General features: G+C 70.6%; 10 protein-coding genes and 1 tRNA gene. 9 read left to right on the forward strand and 2 right to left on the reverse strand.

From position 1 onward, the window contains the following. Nucleotides 1-82: 82 nt before the first annotated feature. From SFY69_11290 to argH, 5 genes are all read left to right on the forward strand, one after another. Nucleotides 83-2,056, forward strand: a complete 1,974-nt coding sequence (locus SFY69_11290; GenBank protein MDX2132624.1) for a hypothetical protein — start codon at nt 83-85, stop codon at nt 2,054-2,056. A gap of 101 nt (nt 2,057-2,157) precedes the next feature. Then, nucleotides 2,158-3,387 carry a 4-hydroxyphenylpyruvate dioxygenase gene (hppD, locus tag SFY69_11295; protein ID MDX2132625.1) on the forward strand — a complete coding sequence of 410 codons (1,230 nt, stop codon included), beginning with the start codon at nt 2,158-2,160 and terminating at the stop codon, nt 3,385-3,387. A gap of 102 nt (nt 3,388-3,489) precedes the next feature. After that, the gene (locus SFY69_11300) at nt 3,490-3,864 is read left to right on the forward strand and encodes a hypothetical protein (GenBank protein MDX2132626.1); all 375 of its coding nucleotides are present in this window, start codon (nt 3,490-3,492) and stop codon (nt 3,862-3,864) included. 10 nt (nt 3,865-3,874) lie between these two features. Then, nucleotides 3,875-4,054, forward strand: coding sequence for a hypothetical protein (locus tag SFY69_11305; GenBank protein ID MDX2132627.1), 180 nt, complete (start codon nt 3,875-3,877; stop codon nt 4,052-4,054). Between the two features lie 22 nt (nt 4,055-4,076). Continuing rightward, the gene (argH, locus tag SFY69_11310; GenBank protein ID MDX2132628.1) at nt 4,077-5,453 is read left to right on the forward strand and encodes an argininosuccinate lyase; all 1,377 of its coding nucleotides are present in this window, start codon (nt 4,077-4,079) and stop codon (nt 5,451-5,453) included. A 70-nt stretch (nt 5,454-5,523) separates the two neighbouring features. Here the strand turns inward: argH and SFY69_11315 are convergent. Beyond that, nucleotides 5,524-5,595: transfer RNA gene (locus SFY69_11315), tRNA-Gly, on the reverse strand. A 118-nt stretch (nt 5,596-5,713) separates the two neighbouring features. Further along, a complete protein-coding gene (locus SFY69_11320; protein ID MDX2132629.1) occupies nt 5,714-7,612 on the reverse strand; it encodes a cytochrome c biogenesis protein CcdA in 1,899 nt (632 codons plus the stop codon). A gap of 143 nt (nt 7,613-7,755) precedes the next feature. Here SFY69_11320 and fliM point away from each other — a divergent pair, with 143 nt between their 5' ends. The 4 genes from fliM (at nt 7,756) to infB (ending at nt 15,984) form a co-directional block, all read left to right on the forward strand. Continuing rightward, nucleotides 7,756-8,769, forward strand: coding sequence for a flagellar motor switch protein FliM (gene fliM, locus SFY69_11325; protein MDX2132630.1), 1,014 nt, complete (start codon nt 7,756-7,758; stop codon nt 8,767-8,769). Nucleotides 8,770-8,921: 152 nt separating this feature from the next. Beyond that, on the forward strand, nt 8,922-10,964 hold the full coding sequence (locus SFY69_11330) for an ATP-binding protein (GenBank protein ID MDX2132631.1): 2,043 nt from the start codon (nt 8,922-8,924) through the stop codon (nt 10,962-10,964). Between the two features lie 428 nt (nt 10,965-11,392). Then, nucleotides 11,393-12,763: a transcription termination factor NusA gene (nusA, locus tag SFY69_11335; protein ID MDX2132632.1), complete on the forward strand. Its 1,371-nt coding sequence runs from the start codon at nt 11,393-11,395 to the stop codon at nt 12,761-12,763. 92 nt (nt 12,764-12,855) lie between these two features. Next, nucleotides 12,856-15,984: a translation initiation factor IF-2 gene (infB, locus tag SFY69_11340; protein ID MDX2132633.1), complete on the forward strand. Its 3,129-nt coding sequence runs from the start codon at nt 12,856-12,858 to the stop codon at nt 15,982-15,984. Nucleotides 15,985-15,993 lie beyond the last annotated feature (9 nt).

Raw genomic sequence — 15,993 nt, forward strand, 5'->3', positions numbered from 1 at the left:
TGACCGATGCAGCGAATGGCGAACCCAACGGGACGCCGGGCGGTAGACACACAGCGCGCGGCGCGCGAGGCGGAGAACGTCGGTGCGGAACAGGCGACGGGCACATCTCGCGCTGGTCTTGGCGGGCGCGTTCGCCGGCCTGGGACACGGTGCGCCCTCGCAGGCGGCCGGCCCGGCGGGCGCGGGCGAGGTCATCTCCGTTCCTCCCGACGCGACGCTCGCGACAGTCGTCGGTCTCATGCGGAACCCCGCAACGCCCGACAAGGTGCGCGTCGACGCGGCGGCCCGCCTGCTCCAGCAGAGAGAAGACACCGCATGGGCCGGGTCGATGTCGGATGTGCTCGGCGAGGCCGGTTCGCCCGCGTGCCTCGCGCTGCTGGGGGCGATCGCCGCGAGTCCCGACGCGCCGGACTCGCTCGCGTCGCTGCTCGGCGAGGCGCTCGCGCAGGCGCCGGCGGGGGCGTGCACGCCTTTCCTCGATGCCCTCGGGTCGATCCGCACGCGCGAAGCGGCGCGGCTGCTGGTGGAGCACCTGGGGGCCGAGCGTCCCGCGACCGATCGGGCGGCCGCGGCCGCCGCCCTGCTCCGCCTGAGCGGGCTGAGCGCACCCCCGCCCGGCGGGTGGACGTCGTGGCTGGCGACGGCCGAGGAAATGGCCGACTGGGAGTGGCGCCGGCAGGTGACGGCGGCGTTCGTGCGTCGCGCCGACGCGCTGCGCGAGCAGAACGCCCGCCTGCGCGAGCAGTTGATCGAATCGCAGCGCCGACTCCACGCCCTGACCCCGCCCGCCGAGCGCGGCGCCTTCGTCGCGGGGTTGCTCGACAACCCAGAGGGCGGGGCGCGCCTCCTCGGGCTGGAACTGGCGGCCCGCGAACTCTCCGGGTCTGGCACGCTCGGCCCGGAGGTTGGCACGCGCGTGCTCGCCCTTCTCCGCGACCCTGACCCGGCGTTGCGGGGCGGTGCGGCGAGGATCGTGCGACAGATGGCCCCGGACGGGGCGGCCGACGCTGTTACGACGGCGCTGCAACGCGAGTCCGACCCCGACGCAGCCGCCCCACTGCTCCTCGCCGCCGCGCGCTGGCCCTCGGCCGGCATGCGCGAGGCCGCCCTCAGTTGGATGGAGCGCGAGGGCCCCGCGCGGGAGGAAGCCGCCGAGGCCGTGTGGCAGTTGTACCGGGCGGCCGAACTCAACCCCGAGAACCAGCGTCGAGCGCTCCAGGCGGCCCGGTCCTTCCCGGACGACGCCCTCGAGCCCGCCGTTCTGGGCATCCTCGCCAGCCTCGGCGGGCGAGAGGACCGGGCGAGGATCGCGCCGCTGCTGCGAGGTGCCTCGCCCGCGCGACGGGTGGCGGCGGCGCGGGCCCTGGTCTGGTATCCCGAGCACCTGGACGCCATCCTCGAGGCCGCGAAGGCCGACGTTGAACTCTTCGACGTCGCCTCGCGATCGCTCGTGCTGCACGACGCGACCAGCGCGGGGTACGCCCGCCTGCTGGCCCTTCCCCGCCCCGCGCCCGACGTGGCGGCGGTCGCCTGGGCGCGCCTCGCGGGGGTGCTTCCCGCGGCCGATCTCTGGGCGGTCTCGACCCAGACGGAGGATCCCGCCGACCGCCGGCGCCTGCTGCGCGAACTGACGTCCGAGGGCAGGCGCCTGTCGGAATGGAGCGACCCTGCCCAGCGGGAGGCCATCTGCCGGGGCGCCCTCGCCCTGGCGCGGATGCGCATCGACGACAACACGCCCGATGATGCGATCGCGGTGCTCGACCCCGTGCCGTTCGAGGGCCCCGACCGGGCCGAGGCGAGCGCGCTGCGCTGCGAGGCGCTGCTGGCCCTCGGACGCGTGGAGGAAGCGACGTCGCTGGACGTGGGCGTCGGGGCCTGGCTGCGCGGGCTCGCGGCGTCGCTGCGCAAGCCCCACGCCGCGCTCGTCGTGACGGCGATCGAGGAGCGATTCGGGGAAGCGCTGACCTCCGAGCAGCGTTCGGCGTTGCAGGACGCGATGGCGACGATCTCGGCCGTCGACGGGCCCATGGGCCCGCCCGCACCGCCCCCCCGCTGAGCACGGTCTGCACTGGAGGGCATGTCGGGGGCCCCGGGCTCTCCGCACCGCGCGACCCGGCGCCGGCGCGCCTCTACGATTCCTCAGGAAGGAGTCGCGCCATGACGACGATCACGCCGCAGCCCCCCTCGGGCGCCCTGACCACGACCGACCCGCTCCAGCTCATCGATGTCGACCACGTGCAGTTCTACGTGGGCAACGCGAAGCAGGCGGCGTTCTTCTACGCGCACTGCTTCGGGTTCCACATCGAGCAGGTGTCGGACCTCACGACCGGCTCGCGTGACGCGGCCCACTACCTCCTGACGCAGGGGAACATTCGCTTCATCCTCACCAGCGGGCTGACGCCCCAGCACCCCTCCGCGATGGAAGTCGCGATGTACGGCGACGGGGTCAAGGACATCGCGTTCACGGTGTTCGACGCCGAGCGTGCCTGGGAGCGGGCCGTCCGCAACGGCGCGGAGAGCGCGTACGAGCCCAAGACGTACCGCGACGAGCACGGCGCCGTGACGATGGCGGGCATCCGCACGTTCGGGCGCGTGGTGCACACGTTCGTCAGCCGCACCGGCGCGTACGAACTGACCAAGGTCAAGCAGGGCGCGCTGTTCATGCCGCGATTCCGCAAGATCGACGAGACGGCCGGCCCGACCAGCACGAGCGTGCTGGCGATCAACCAGCACAACCGCTCGCACCCGTGCGGGCTGAAGTACGTCGACCACCTCGTGGGCAACGTCGAGCTGGGGAAGATGAACCACTGGGTGAAGTTCTACGAGAACGTGCTGGAGTTCAGCATGTTCAAGCACTTCGACGACAAGGACATCTCGACCGAGTACTCGGCGCTGATGTCCAAGGTGATGGCCAGCGGGAACAACCTGATCAAGATCCCCATCAACGAGCCGGCCCCGGGCAAGAAGAAGAGCCAGGTGCAGGAATACCTGGACTGGCACATGAACACGCCGGGCGTGCAGCACCTCGCCCTGCGCACCGACGACGAGCTGCACTCGATCGCGGCGCTGCGCTCGCGGGGCGTGGACTTCCTGACGCTGCCCGACGCGTACTACGACCAGGTCTGGGACCGCGTGAACGGCACGCTCAGGTCGCACGGCAAGGACGTGGTGAAGGAAGACCACAAGAAGATCCACGATCTGGGGATCCTCGTGGACGCCGACGACGAGGGCTATCTGCTGCAGCTCTTCACCAAGCCCCTGCAGGACCGCCCGACGCTGTTCTTCGAGATCATCTGCCGCCGCGGGAGCCAGAGCTTCGGCAAGGGCAACTTCAAGGCGCTGTTCGAGGCGCTGGAGCTGGAGCAGGGGCGGCGGGGGAACTTGTGAGCGACGCGCCGATCCGTGCATACACGGACACTTCCGTCTTCGGCGGAGTCTTCGACGACGAGTTCGCGGAGCACAGCCGCGGGTTCTTCCTGCGGGTTGAGCGTGGCGAAGTTTGTTCTGCTCGGCGATGTCACCGAGCAAGAGCTGTCGCTCGCGCCCGAACCTGTGCGTGGCCTTCTCGCGGCGGTGGCCCCCGAGGCGTGTGTTCGATGCACCGCGACCGACGCGGTGGCGCTCCTCACCGACTCGTACCTCGCGGCGGGCGTGGTGGGCAGGCGGTGGCGGGCGGACGCGATCCATGTGGCGACCGCGACGGTGCATCGCGCGGACGTGCTGGTCTCGTGGAACTTCCGCCATCTGGTGAACTTCGACCGGATGCGCGGGTTCAACGCCGTGAACGGTTCTCTGGGGTACGCTCCGGTGTTCATCTGCTCGCCAGCGGAGGTGCGGTATGGTCGCGAGGACAAAAGCGTTTGATTGCATCCGGATGCGTGACGAGATCCGTGAGGCGATCGAGCGCGAAACGGACGCGCTGAACACCGAGCAGTTGCTCGGGTACTACCGCCGCAGTCCGGCGACGAGTGCTGGGACGGGGGGGCCGGTGCCCCGCGCCGGGCTGGCGGAGTTTTTCGCGAAGCACCCGGTGCGCTCCGCGAACGCCCAATAGTCGGACACAAGGACGGCAATTCATGGCGCTGTGGGGCGGACGGTTTGAATCGGGCCCGGACGAGCTTTTCCGGCGGCTGAACGACTCGCTCGCCTTCGACGCGCGCCTCGCGCCGCAGGACATCGAGGGCTCGCGCGCGTGGTCGCTCGCGCTCGAGCGCGCGGGCGTTCTGACGCCCGCGGAGGGCGCCTCCCTGCGGGCCGCGCTCGCCGACCTGGCGGCGGAGGTCGCCGCCAACCCCGCGGCGCCCCTCGGGGGCGACGACGAGGACGTGCACTCCTGGGTCGAGCGACGCCTCGTCGAGCGGCTGGGCGCGCTCGGCAAGAAGCTCCACACGGGGCGAAGCCGCAACGACCAGGTCGCGACGGACCTGCGCCTGTGGACGCGCGGGGCGCTCGACGCGCGGGTGGCGGAGGTGCGGGCGTGCCGCGCGTCGCTGGTAACGCTGGCCGAGCGCGAGGCCGACACGGTGATGAGCGGGTACACGCACCTCCAGCGGGCCCAGCCGGTGCTGTTCGCCCACTGGTGCCTGGCGTACGCGGAGATGCTGGAGCGCGACGAGGCCCGGTTCCTGGGTGCGCGCGGGCGGGCGAACGTCTGCCCGCTGGGGTCGGGCGCGCTCGCCGGCACGGCGTACCCCATCGACCGCGACGCGCTGGCGCGAGACCTGGGCTTCGACGGGGCGTCCCGCAACAGCCTCGACGCCGTGAGCGACCGCGACTTCGCGCTCGAGACGCTCGCGGCGGCGTCCATCTGCGCCACGCACCTCTCGCGCCTGGGCGAAGATCTGGTCCTCTTCGGCTCGCAGGAGTTCGGCCTCGTGGAGTTCCACGACAGCGTGTCGAGCGGCAGCTCGCTGATGCCGCAGAAGAAGAACCCCGACGCCGCGGAACTGCTGCGGGGCAAGTGCGGGCGGATCGTGGGGAGCCTGGTCGCGCTGCTCACGACGCTCAAGGGCCTCCCCCTCGCGTACAACAAGGACCTGCAGGAAGACAAGGAGCCGCTCTTTGACGCGATGGACCACCTGTCGCTGTGCCTGCGGGTAGTGCCCAAGATTCTCGACACGCTGGTCGTGCGACGCGAGGCGTGCGCCCGGGCCGCGGCGGGCGGGTACGCGAACGCGACCGACCTCGCGGACTACCTCGTGGGCAAGGGCGTGCCCTTCCGCGAAGCGCACGAGCAGGCCGGGCGCGCGGTGCGGGCGGCCCTGGCGAAGGGCGTGGCGCTCGACGCGCTGTCGCTCGACGATCTGCGGGCCATCGCACCCCGATCGGACGCGGACGTGTTCGAGCGGATCAGCCTCTCGCGCGGGCTGGCGGCCCGAGAGGTGCACGGCGCGACGGGGCCGCGGGCGGTGAAGCAGGCGATCGCGGCGGCCAAGGCGCGTCTTGGGTCGTGAGCGCCGGCGTGTGAAGTGAAGGATCCGGGGCGAGCGGGCGGCGAGTACACCGCGGCCGTCACGCCGAAAAAGCGGGCGAAGGGACTTGAACCCTCGACTTCTACCTTGGCAAGGTAGCGCTCTACCACTGAGCTACGCCCGCGAGTTGTCAGGCTCCCATCGGACAGTTGCCCGTCGGGAGCGAGCAAAAACCTAGCCGGGCACAAGGCAACTGTCAATGAGCGGCACCGCCCGGTGTCGGCAGCCTCCCCGCCACCGCGTTATCCGCCCCTGCCGGGCTCCGTGGCGCCCACCCGGGGCCCGCGGGCCTTCTCGATGGCTTCGCGGACCATCTCGGGGGTGTAGGAGTCGTAGGTGATGGGCTGCTGCAGGCCAGGGCCGTAGACCGCCAGCAGCGGGATCCCGACCCAGTTGAGCTCCTTGAGCTTGTTCTGGCCGGGCACGTTGGTGCCGGTGAGGTCGACCTTCATGGGCGTGACGCCGGGCCCGTTCAGCAGCCCGACGATCTCCGGGCGATGCAGCACGGCGCTCTCCAGCGCCTTGCAGTTGAGGCACCACTCGGCGGTGAAATCGACGACCACGACGCGCCCTTCGGCGGTCTGCTGCTCGAAGCGTTCGGGCGTGTACGCGACCCAGTCGATCGGGCCCCGGTCGGTAACGGCCCGGACGATGGCCAGCGTTGCGCCCGCGAAGAGCACCCCCCCCACCGCCACGCCCGCGCGCAGCGGCGCGGACTTCGTGAGACGGAAGGTCTTCGCGATGAGCCAGATCACGGTGCCAACGACGATCGCGGCGATCAGCCACCAGTGCAGGCGGATCGGCGGGTCGATCGGCTGGCGGAGCATGGGATCCAGCCCGCTGCCCAGGAAGAACACGGCGACGGCGACCATCAGCAGCCCGATGGTCTTCTTGACGAGTTCGCTCCCCGGGCCGCTCTTGGGCACGCGGGCCAGCAGGCGCGGGAACGCCGCGAGCACGAGGTACGGGGCGGCCATGCCCAGCCCGATCGCGCCGAAGGTGGCGAGCGTGACGAACACCGGCTGCTTGGTCGACCACGCGACGGCGCCGGCCATGAACGGGGCTGTACAGGGCGTCGAGAGCACCGCGGTCATCACCCCGAACAGGAACGAGCCCGGCACCGACTCGGTCTTCGGGTCCACCAGGTACACCACGCCGGGGAGCTGCACCGTGAACAGCCCCAGCATGCCCACGGCCATCAGCGCGATGAACACCCCCACGCCGAGCGTGAAGACCGGCAACTGGAAGAGCTGGTTGACCGCCTTGAAGCCCGAGATGAAGACCATCGCCGCGGCGATCGCCAGCCAGAACGTGATCACGCCGATCGACATCACCACGCCCAGGAAGAGCATCCGGCGCGGGTGCCCGGCGGACTGGCTCAGCCCCATGATCTTCAGCGGAATCACCGGCAGCACGCAGGGCGTCAGGTTCAGGACGAACCCGCCCAGCAGCGCGATGCCGAGCAGGGCGAACAGGCCCGCCCCGCCCGCGTCGAACCGGATGTCGAGCCCGAAGACGTTTGTCTGGAACGCGGACGACGACGCCTTGGCCGGCGCCGTGGCGGCGAAGGCGTTGAGATCAAACCCGCGGAAAAGCTCCGCGTTCGCCGGGTCGTTCGCGGTGACCGTGCCCGGCTCGACGACGGTGAGCACCACGGCGAAGGTCTGCGTATCAGGGAACTGGCACGTGCGGTCGTCGCACACCTGGTAGCCCACGCGCAGGGTGACGCTGGCCTTGCCCGCCGCCGTCGGCGAGACCGTCACGGGCACGTACGCGACCGCGACCCCCTCGAAGACGGCGTAGGGCTCGGGCCCGGTGCCGGCGAGGTCGAGCAGGATCTCGTGCCCGTCCGGCCATTGCACGGGATGCACGGTCAGGTGCTGCGCGCCGTCGGGCTCGATCGTGGTGGGCACCGCGGGGAAGGAACCCCAGGCGGGCGGGATCTGCGGATCGTTGGTGTGCGAGTGCCAGCCGGGCTCGAACTCGAAGCGCACGGCGATGGCGATCTGGTCGCCCGGGCGCACGGTGGTGCGTTCGGGAACGACGGAAATGGCGACCTTGGAGTCGGTCTGCGCGCCCGCGAGGGCGGGGGCCGCCAGGAGGAGCAGGGCGTACACGAGTCGCACAAACCAGGATCGCATGGGGCCTCGCATGGGAGAGGTTACTCGGCCAGCCTTGGATGCGGGAGCTACGAGCGTGTGACGGGCCGGGTTCGCGCGTCCGGTTCGGAGCATGGACGGGTCAAGCGGGCGGACGTGGACGTCCGATAGAAACGACACCCCCGATGAGCGACACGCTGAACCAATCCGAGATCGACGCGCTCCTGGCGGCGGCATCCGAGCCCGAGCAGGCGCCGGACAGCGCGGGGCTGCTGTTCTCGCGCTCCCGTCGCGAGGGCCCGTCGCCCGAAGTGCGCGAGTACGACTTCAAGCGGCCCGAGCGGGTGAGCAAGGACCAGATGCGCTCGCTGCAGACGCTGCACGAGGCGTTCTCCCGGAACTTCGGCGCCGCGATGTCGGGGTACCTGCGCACCATCGTCGAGGTGAAGGTCGCCTCGTGCGAACAGATGACGTATTCGGAGTTCACGGGGGGGCTGCCGAACCCGACGTCGTTCAACCTGGTGGAGGCGGACGGGCTGGAAGGCCAGATGTGCCTGGAGATCAGCCCGCTCATCATCTTTCCGATCATCGACCGGCTGCTGGGCGGGAACACGCAGGAGCTGTTCATCCCGCAGCGTCCGTTGACGCTGATCGAGACGCGGCTGATCGGGAACGTGACGAAGCGGGCGCTGACGGCGCTCGCCGAGGCGTGGGCGAACCTGCGCGCGTTCGAGTTCCGGGTGTCGGCGTCGGAGAGCAACCCGCAACTGGTGCAGATCGTGCCGCCGAACGAGGTGGTGGTGGTGATCGCGTTCGAACTCAAGATGAGCAACCGCGCGGGCACGATGAACCTGTGCATCCCGTACAACGTGATCGAGCCGGTGATGGAGCAGTTGTCGAGCCAGAACTGGTTCGCGCACACGAAGTCGCAGGCGGTGAAGGGGCACGTCGCGCAGATCTCCGGGCTGCTGTCGCGCGCCCCGCTGGAACTCACGGCGGTGCTGGCAGAGACGACGATGACGCTGCACGATCTCGTGCAGCTGGCGCCCGGGCAGATCGTGACAACCGAGCGTTCGGCGACGGCGCCGGTGGCGCTCGAGGTCGAAGGCGAGCGGAAGTTCGCATCGCAGATCGGGCAGCACAAGGGGCGTCGTGCGCTCAGGATCATCAGGGCGACGGGCCCGGATGAGAGAATTTAAATCCGCCCCCCCCCACCCACGCAGAAATACGTGACTCGCATGAGAAGGCGGGAGACGTCGCGGCGGAGTGTCGTGCACTCAGGTAGCATCCGCGGCGCTTGATTGTCTCGCCGACATTTCGCGGTCGGCGGGATCTCTGCGCGGAGGCCGCCATGAGCGAGTGTTCGATGTGCCTGACGGAGCCGCGGGCAGAGGGGAGCTTCCTCGGCAACCTGTTCTCGACGGACTTCGTGGCGCGGGCGGACTGCATCGGACAGCGGGCCGAGATCATCTGGCTGCACGTGGCGTCGGACGCGACCATCGCGCTGGCGTATTACTCGATCCCGCTGGCGCTCTGGTGGTTCACGAAGCGGCGCACCGACCTGGTGTTTCGGTGGATGTTCCTCCTGTTCGCGGGGTTCATCTTCTTCTGCGGCACCACGCACGTGTTCAACATCCTGGCGTTCTGGTACCCCATGTACCGCCTCGACGGGGTCGTGAAGGCGGGCACGGGCGTCGTGTCGATGTTCACGGCGTTCGCGCTCTGGCCGCTCCTGCGGCGGGCCGAGCACCTGCCCTCCCCCAACGCGCTTCGCGAGGCGAACGAGGCGCTCGAGCGGGAGGTCGGCGAGCGCCGGCGCGCGGAGGCGGCGCTCTCGCTCGCCAACACGGGGCTGGAAGAGCGCGTGCGCGAACGCACGGCCCGCCTGGACGATGCCAACCGGCAGATGATCGCGCAGCTCGCGGAGTTGGAGGCGGTGTACCAGGCCGCGGCGATCGGGCTCTGCCAGTTGGACCGCGACGGCCGCCTGACGCGCTCGAACGCGGAGTTCCGGGTGCTGACGGGGATCAGGACGGCGGACGGCGAACGCCCGCGCCTGGTCGATGCCCTGCCGGAACTGGAGGGCGTCTTGCGCGGGACGGGCGAGGAAGACGGGCCGGCGGGCGAGCGGACGCCGGTGCGGATCGGGCGCCCGGGGCAGGAACTCGACTGGCTGATGGGGATCCGGCCGGTCCGCACGCCCGACGGGACATTGCTGGGGCACTCGGTGGCGATCAAGGACGTGACGGAGACGATGCGTCTGGAGCGCCAGGCGCGCCAGAGCCAGAAGATGGAGGCGATCGGGCAGCTCGCCAGCGGGGTGGCGCACGACATCAACAACACGCTGACCGCGATCTACGGGTATCTCAGCCTGGTCCGCGCGCAGCTCGCCCCCAACCACGCGGCGGCGGTCTCGCTCGACAAGATCGCGGTGGCGGCGGAGCAGACCGCCCGCATGACCAAGGCGCTGCTCACGTTCTCGCGTCCCGCGGCGACGGTGCGCGAGCCCGTCGAGCTGACGGCCGCGCTCACCCATGCGCTGGAGCTGGCGAAGGGGCTGATGCCGGCGCGGATCGAGATCTCGGAGGACCTGACGCCGACCAGGGGCGTGTACGTGCGCGCCGACGCCACGCAGTTGCAGCAGGTGCTGCTGAACCTGGCGATCAACGCGCGCGACGCGATGCCCGCCGGCGGGCGGCTGCGGATCACCACGGGGGTGAGCAACGGGCACGTGACGCTGACGGTGGCCGACACCGGCACGGGCATCGCCGAAGAACTGCTGCCCAAGATCTTCGACCCGTTCTTCACGACCAAGCCGCGCGGCGAGGGCACCGGGCTAGGCCTGTCCATCGTGCACGGCATCGTGACGGCGCACGGGGGGACGATCGACGTGGCATCGGTCCCCGGGGAGGGCACGGCGTTCACGGTGACGCTGGCCCGGGTCGACGCGCCGCCCCCCGCGTCGCGTGCGGAGGCAACGCCCGACGTCGTGGTGAAGATCGGGGCGACGGTGGTGCTGGCCGACGACAACGTGCACGTGCGCGAGCTGCTGGCGATGCAGGTTCGTCGGAGCGGGTACAACGTGCTGGAAGCGCGCGACGGGGTCGAGATGCTGCGCCTGGCGCGTCAGCACGCGGGGTCGATCTCGGCGTACATCGTGGACGTGGACATGCCGAACAAGACGGGGACGGAGTGCCTGCGGGTCTTGCGGAGCGAGGGGGACCGGGTGCCGGCGGTGCTCATAACCGGGGGGCGCGAGCCCGACGGCCCGCCGGACGCGTACACCATCATCCTCAACAAGCCGTTCTCGGGCAGCGTGCTTCTCCGGGCGATCAGCACGCTGGTGACGGAGCCCCGCGGAAGCGACAAGCCCGGAGAAACGCGCCCGGATTGAAGCGGCGCGACCCGCACCCTATCATTGGCCGGATTGGTGCAGGGTCCGTCGTTGCCGGGAGTGTCCGGGGCGGCGGCCTTGGAGTGACATTCGATGCGCGTGAACGACAGCCATGCACGGTGACCCGGTCCAATCGAGCCCTGCGCCGCGCAGGGTCGATCGTCCGAGTCCCGCCGGGGCTGCGTCCGGCGCGCGGGGGAGCACCCGCGCGTAGGGCGCGGGATTCCCGGGGGCAGGGTGTGCCCGCCCCGGGGTGCTCGGGGTTCCCGGGAGAACTGGGGCGGGTGTCGGCCACGGGCGTCGGTCCGTGGCCGCGGTGCTTTTGGGGCCGGGCCAACGGGTGGTCGGTGGGGTCGGGTGGGGTTGAAGTACGGGTCTGACAGGGCGGGATCACACATCTCGGTAAATGAAGAGCAGGAGTGGCGGCGATGAACACGGCGGAAATGCTCCGGATTCTGGACTCGATCGCGCGAGATCGGAACATCGATCGGTCGCTGCTGATCCGAGATCTCGAGCAGGCGATGGTCTCCGCCGCCCGGAAGTACTTCAACACGCTGGACCCCGAGGAGTTCGCGTGCGCGCTGGACCCGATGAGCGGGCAGTTCGTGCTGACGCGTCACGGGGAGCCGATGTCGATGCCGCCCGAGGCGTTCGGGCGGATCGCGGCGCAGACGTTCAAGCAGGTGATGATCCAGAAGTTCCGCGACGACGAGCGGAGCAGCATCTTCGACGACTTCAGCAAGCGCGTGGGCGAGATCGTGACGGGCGTGGCGCAGCGGTACGAGGGCGGGGCGCTGGTGGTGCAGATCGACCGGGCCGAGGGGTTCATGCCCCGCAGCGAGCAGATCCCCGGCGAGCAGTTCGCGGCCGGCGACCGGGTGCGCTGCCTGATCCTGGACGTGCGCGACGCGGGGAGCCAGGTGAAGATCGTGCTGAGCCGCGGGCACCCGGACTTCATCAAGAAGCTCTTCGAGGTCGAGGTGCCGGAAGTCGCGGAGAAGATCATCGATATCAAGGCGATGGCGCGCGAGGCCGGGTACCGCACGAAGATCGCGGTGGCGTCGATCGATTCGAAGGTGGACGCGGTGGGCGCGTGCGTGGGCGTGCGCGGCAGCCGCATCAAGAACATCGTGGACGAGCTGAACGGCGAGAAGATCGACATCGTGCGCTGGAACGAGAGCAGCCAGATCCTGATCCAGAACTCGCTCAAGCCCGCCGAGGTGTCGGAGGTGAGCCTGTGCTTCGAGCTGGGGCGCGCCACCGTGGTGGTGCGCGAGGACCAGTTGAGCCTGGCGATCGGCAAGCGCGGGCAGAACGTGCGTCTGGCGGCACGCCTGACGGGGTGGGACGTGGACATCCTGACGCCCGAGGAGTTCGCGCGCGGGATCGAGACCATGGCCGCGACGATCCAGACGGTCGAGGGCGTGACGGAGCAGCAGGCCGACAAGCTGGCGGCGCTTGGCATGGTGAGCGTGTTCGACGTGGAAGAGGTGGGCGCGGAGGTGGTGCGCGAGCAGCTCCAGGTCGAGGAGACCGTGGCGGCGGCGATCGTCGAGGCGTGCGCGGTGAAGGCGAAGGAAGTGGCGGCCCAGCAGCAGAAGGACAAGGAAGAGAAGGAACGCCGCGCGAAGGAAGACGCCGAGGCCGCCCGCAAGGCGCTCGAGGGCGGGGAGGCCACGACCGCGGGCGAGCAGGCGGCGGCGGCGATTCTGGGCGGAGGCCCGGAGGCGCCGTCGGGTGCGGCGACGCCGGACGCGAACGGCGAGGCGCGGGCGGCGGACATTCTGGGGCAGGGGTAATGGCACGGGTGTGACGCGGGCGGGCGGGATCGCGGGCGCGGGGCCCGAGCTGGCGGACGAGTCGCAGGGCGACGGAACAGGAGCGGCGGACTTTGGCTCGACGAGTGTTTGAGATCGCGAAGGACCTGGGTGTCGACTCCAAGGCGATCGTGGCGAAGTGCCACGCGGAGGGCATCCCCGAAGCGACTGTCAAGAACCACATGTCCACGATCTCCGCGGGTCTCGAGCAGACCATCCGCGAGTGGTTCTCGACCGGCGCGGGCACCGCGACAGCGGTCGAGACATCCGAGAAGGTCGACATCGACGCCGTGCGCAAGCGCGCCCCGTCGCGTCGGCGTGCGCCCGTGCGCGTCGAGCCGGGCGCCACGCCCGAGCACCGCGACACGGACACGACCGAGGACGAGTACGCGCCCGCGGTCGAGGCGTCGGGCGCCGCCCCCGCCGCGGCGCCGGCCGCGGGCCTGGCCGTGGCAGACGCCCCGCACGTGACCGAGCCCGCGAGCGCGCCCAGGCACGCACCGGCGCCGGTGCACGCTGGCGATTCGGGTGTTGAGGTCCAGCCGGCGAGCGCGGGACCTGTCGTCGAGGATCATGGGTCGGTGTCGGTGCAGACCCCTGCACCGGTCGCGGCAGCGCCCGCGGCGCCCGTGTCGGCGCCCCCCGCCGCGCCCGTTGTCGCGCCCCCGCCGAGCACGAACGCGGACGCAGCAACCCAGGTGCAGGCACCCAAGCCGCCCGCGCCCGCGGCCACGCCGCCCGGCGCTGGTCCGATGCGCGCGACGGTGTCGCCCCCGCGCCCTGTCCCCGCGCCCCCGCCCGCGCGGGTTGTTCCGCCCCCGAGCGAGCAGCGACCCGCGCAGCCCCCCTCCGGGGGCGAGGGCTCGCGGCCCGGCGGAGGCCCTGCGCCGATGCCCGTTCGCCCGCCGCTGCCGGTGCGTCCGGCGGCGTCCGGACCCGGGCAGGGCCCCGGCCCGGCCGCGGCGCCGATGAACGTGCCCCGCAGGCCGACGGTGGTAACGCCCGCGGGCCCGCGGCTGCAGCAGCCGACGGCGGTGAAGTTGAGCGGGCCGAAAGTCGTGCGAATCGAACAGGCCGAGCAGGTCGAGGCGCCGCGCGCGCGCCGTCCGGTTGCGCCGTCGGGGCCGATGCGCCCGATGGGTCCGCGCCAGGGCGGCGGGGCGGGCGGTCCGGCGGTGGAGGACGATCGCAACCGCACCCCGCGGCGCGGCGAACCCGGGAAGCGTCCGACCGGCGGCGGCGTTCCGGAGCGTCGGCGCGGGCGCACGGGAGACTGGACGGGCCCACCGCAGGGCGTGTTCAGCGAGCAGGACCTGATCGAGCGCGAGGCACGGCTGGCGCGCGCGGGCGGGTTCCTGAAGAAGCGCAAGCAGGACCTCAAGAAGCCCGGGCAGGGCACGGCGAACGTCGGGCCGGCCGAGGGGCGGGTCCGCATCAGCGCGCCGTTCACGATCAAGGACCTGTCGGAGACGACGGGCGTCAAGGCGTCGGAGATCGTGAAGAAGCTCTTCCTGCAAGGGCTGATGAAGAAGATCAACGACCCGATCGAGGTGGAGAAGGCCGTCGAGATCATGATGGATTTCGACGTCGACCTCGAGGTAGTCGAGGCCCGGACGGCGGAGGAGACGGTCTCGGACCAGTTCCTGCAGCGCGAAGTTCGGGACCTGCGGGCGCGCGGGCCCGTGGTGACGATCCTGGGGCACGTGGACCACGGCAAGACGAGCCTGCTCGACAAGATCCGCAACACGAACGTGGCGGCGGGCGAGGCCGGGGGCATCACGCAGAAGACCAGCGCGTTCGTGGCGGAGGTCGAGGTCGAAGGGCAGAATCGCCAGGTGGTGTTCCTCGATACCCCGGGTCACGAGGCGTTCACGTCGATGCGTGCGCGCGGCGCGAAGATGACGGACGTTGTGGTGCTGGTGGTGTCGGCGCCCGAGGGCGTGATGCCGCAGACGGTGGAGAGCATCAACCACGCGCGGGCGGCGAAGGTACCGATGGTGGTGGCGCTGAACAAGGTCGACCGCCCGGACGCGACGGAATCGCAGATCCAGAAGACGCTGGGCGAACTCGCGAAGGCGGGCGTGAACCCGGTGGAATGGGGCGGCGACACGGAAGTGGTGCGCGTCTCGGCGGTGACGGGGCAGGGCATCACGCAGCTGCTCGAAACGCTGGACTACCAGGCGCAGCTGCTGGAACTGAAGGCCGACTTCGACGGGGCGGCCCAGGGCACGGTGGTCGAGGCCAAGATGGAGGAAGGGCGCGGGGCGGTCGCGAACATCATGATCCAGCAGGGCCGCCTGAAGGTCGGCGACTTCATCGTGATGGGCCGGGCGTTCGGACGCGTGCGCGACATCACCGACGACAAGGGCAAGCGCATCAAGGAGGCCGAGCCCCCCAAGCCCGTGCAGGTGTCGGGGCTGGACCTGGTGTGCGACGCGGGCGACAAGTTCTTCGTCACGCGCTCGCTGCGCGAGGCGGAGGACGCGGCCGAGCAGCGGCGCCAGCGCGAGCGTGAGACGCAGCTCGCGCAGCCGAAGCTGACGCTGGACTCGCTCTTCTCGCAGATCCAGACGCAGGAAACGTCGTCGAAGGAGATCCGCATCATCCTGAAGACGGACCAGCAGGGCACGGTGGACGTGCTCAAGAGCGAGTGCGAGAAGATCAAGAGCGAGGAGGTCCGCGTGCGGGTGCTGCACGCGGCGGTTGGCGGGATCATGGAGAGCGACGTCACGCTGGGCGACGCCTCCCGCGCGATCATCATCGGCTTCAACGTCATCCCCTCGGGCAAGGCGCGGGCCATGGCCGAGCAGAAGGGCGTGGAGATCCGCACGTACCAGGTCATCTACGACATCACCGACGACCTCAAGAAGGCGGCCGAGGGCATGCTCGCCCCGGAACTGCGCGAGGAGGTCCTCGGGCACGCCGAGGTCCGCGCCGTCTTCAAGGTCACGAAGGTCGGCAACGTCGCGGGGTGCTACGTCACCGACGGCACGGTGCAGCGCGACGCGCTCATCCGCGTCACGCGCAGCGGGATCGTCATCGAGCACGACCGCAAGCTCTCGCAGCTCAAGCGCGTCAAGGACGATGCCAAGGAGGTCCGTGCCGGCATGGAGTGCGGCATGAAGATCGACGGCTACGACGACATCAAGGAGGGCGACGTGCTCGAGTGCTACCGCAAGGTCGAGGTGAAGCGGTCGCTCTAGGCGCACCCC

The organism is Planctomycetota bacterium (assembly GCA_033763975.1).
GTDB lineage: Bacteria > Planctomycetota > Phycisphaerae > Phycisphaerales > UBA1924 > RI-211.

Coding starts and splice junctions, on each gene's coding strand:
- nusA (MDX2132632.1), top strand. CDS start 11,393: ATGAACACGGCGGAAATGCTCCGGATTCTGGACTCGATCGCGCGAGAT.
- SFY69_11330 (MDX2132631.1), top strand. CDS start 8,922: ATGAGCGAGTGTTCGATGTGCCTGACGGAGCCGCGGGCAGAGGGGAGC.
- argH (MDX2132628.1), top strand. CDS start 4,077: ATGGCGCTGTGGGGCGGACGGTTTGAATCGGGCCCGGACGAGCTTTTC.
- hppD (MDX2132625.1), top strand. CDS start 2,158: ATGACGACGATCACGCCGCAGCCCCCCTCGGGCGCCCTGACCACGACC.
- fliM (MDX2132630.1), top strand. CDS start 7,756: ATGAGCGACACGCTGAACCAATCCGAGATCGACGCGCTCCTGGCGGCG.
- SFY69_11305 (MDX2132627.1), top strand. CDS start 3,875: ATGCGTGACGAGATCCGTGAGGCGATCGAGCGCGAAACGGACGCGCTG.
- SFY69_11320 (MDX2132629.1), bottom strand. CDS start 7,612: ATGCGATCCTGGTTTGTGCGACTCGTGTACGCCCTGCTCCTCCTGGCG.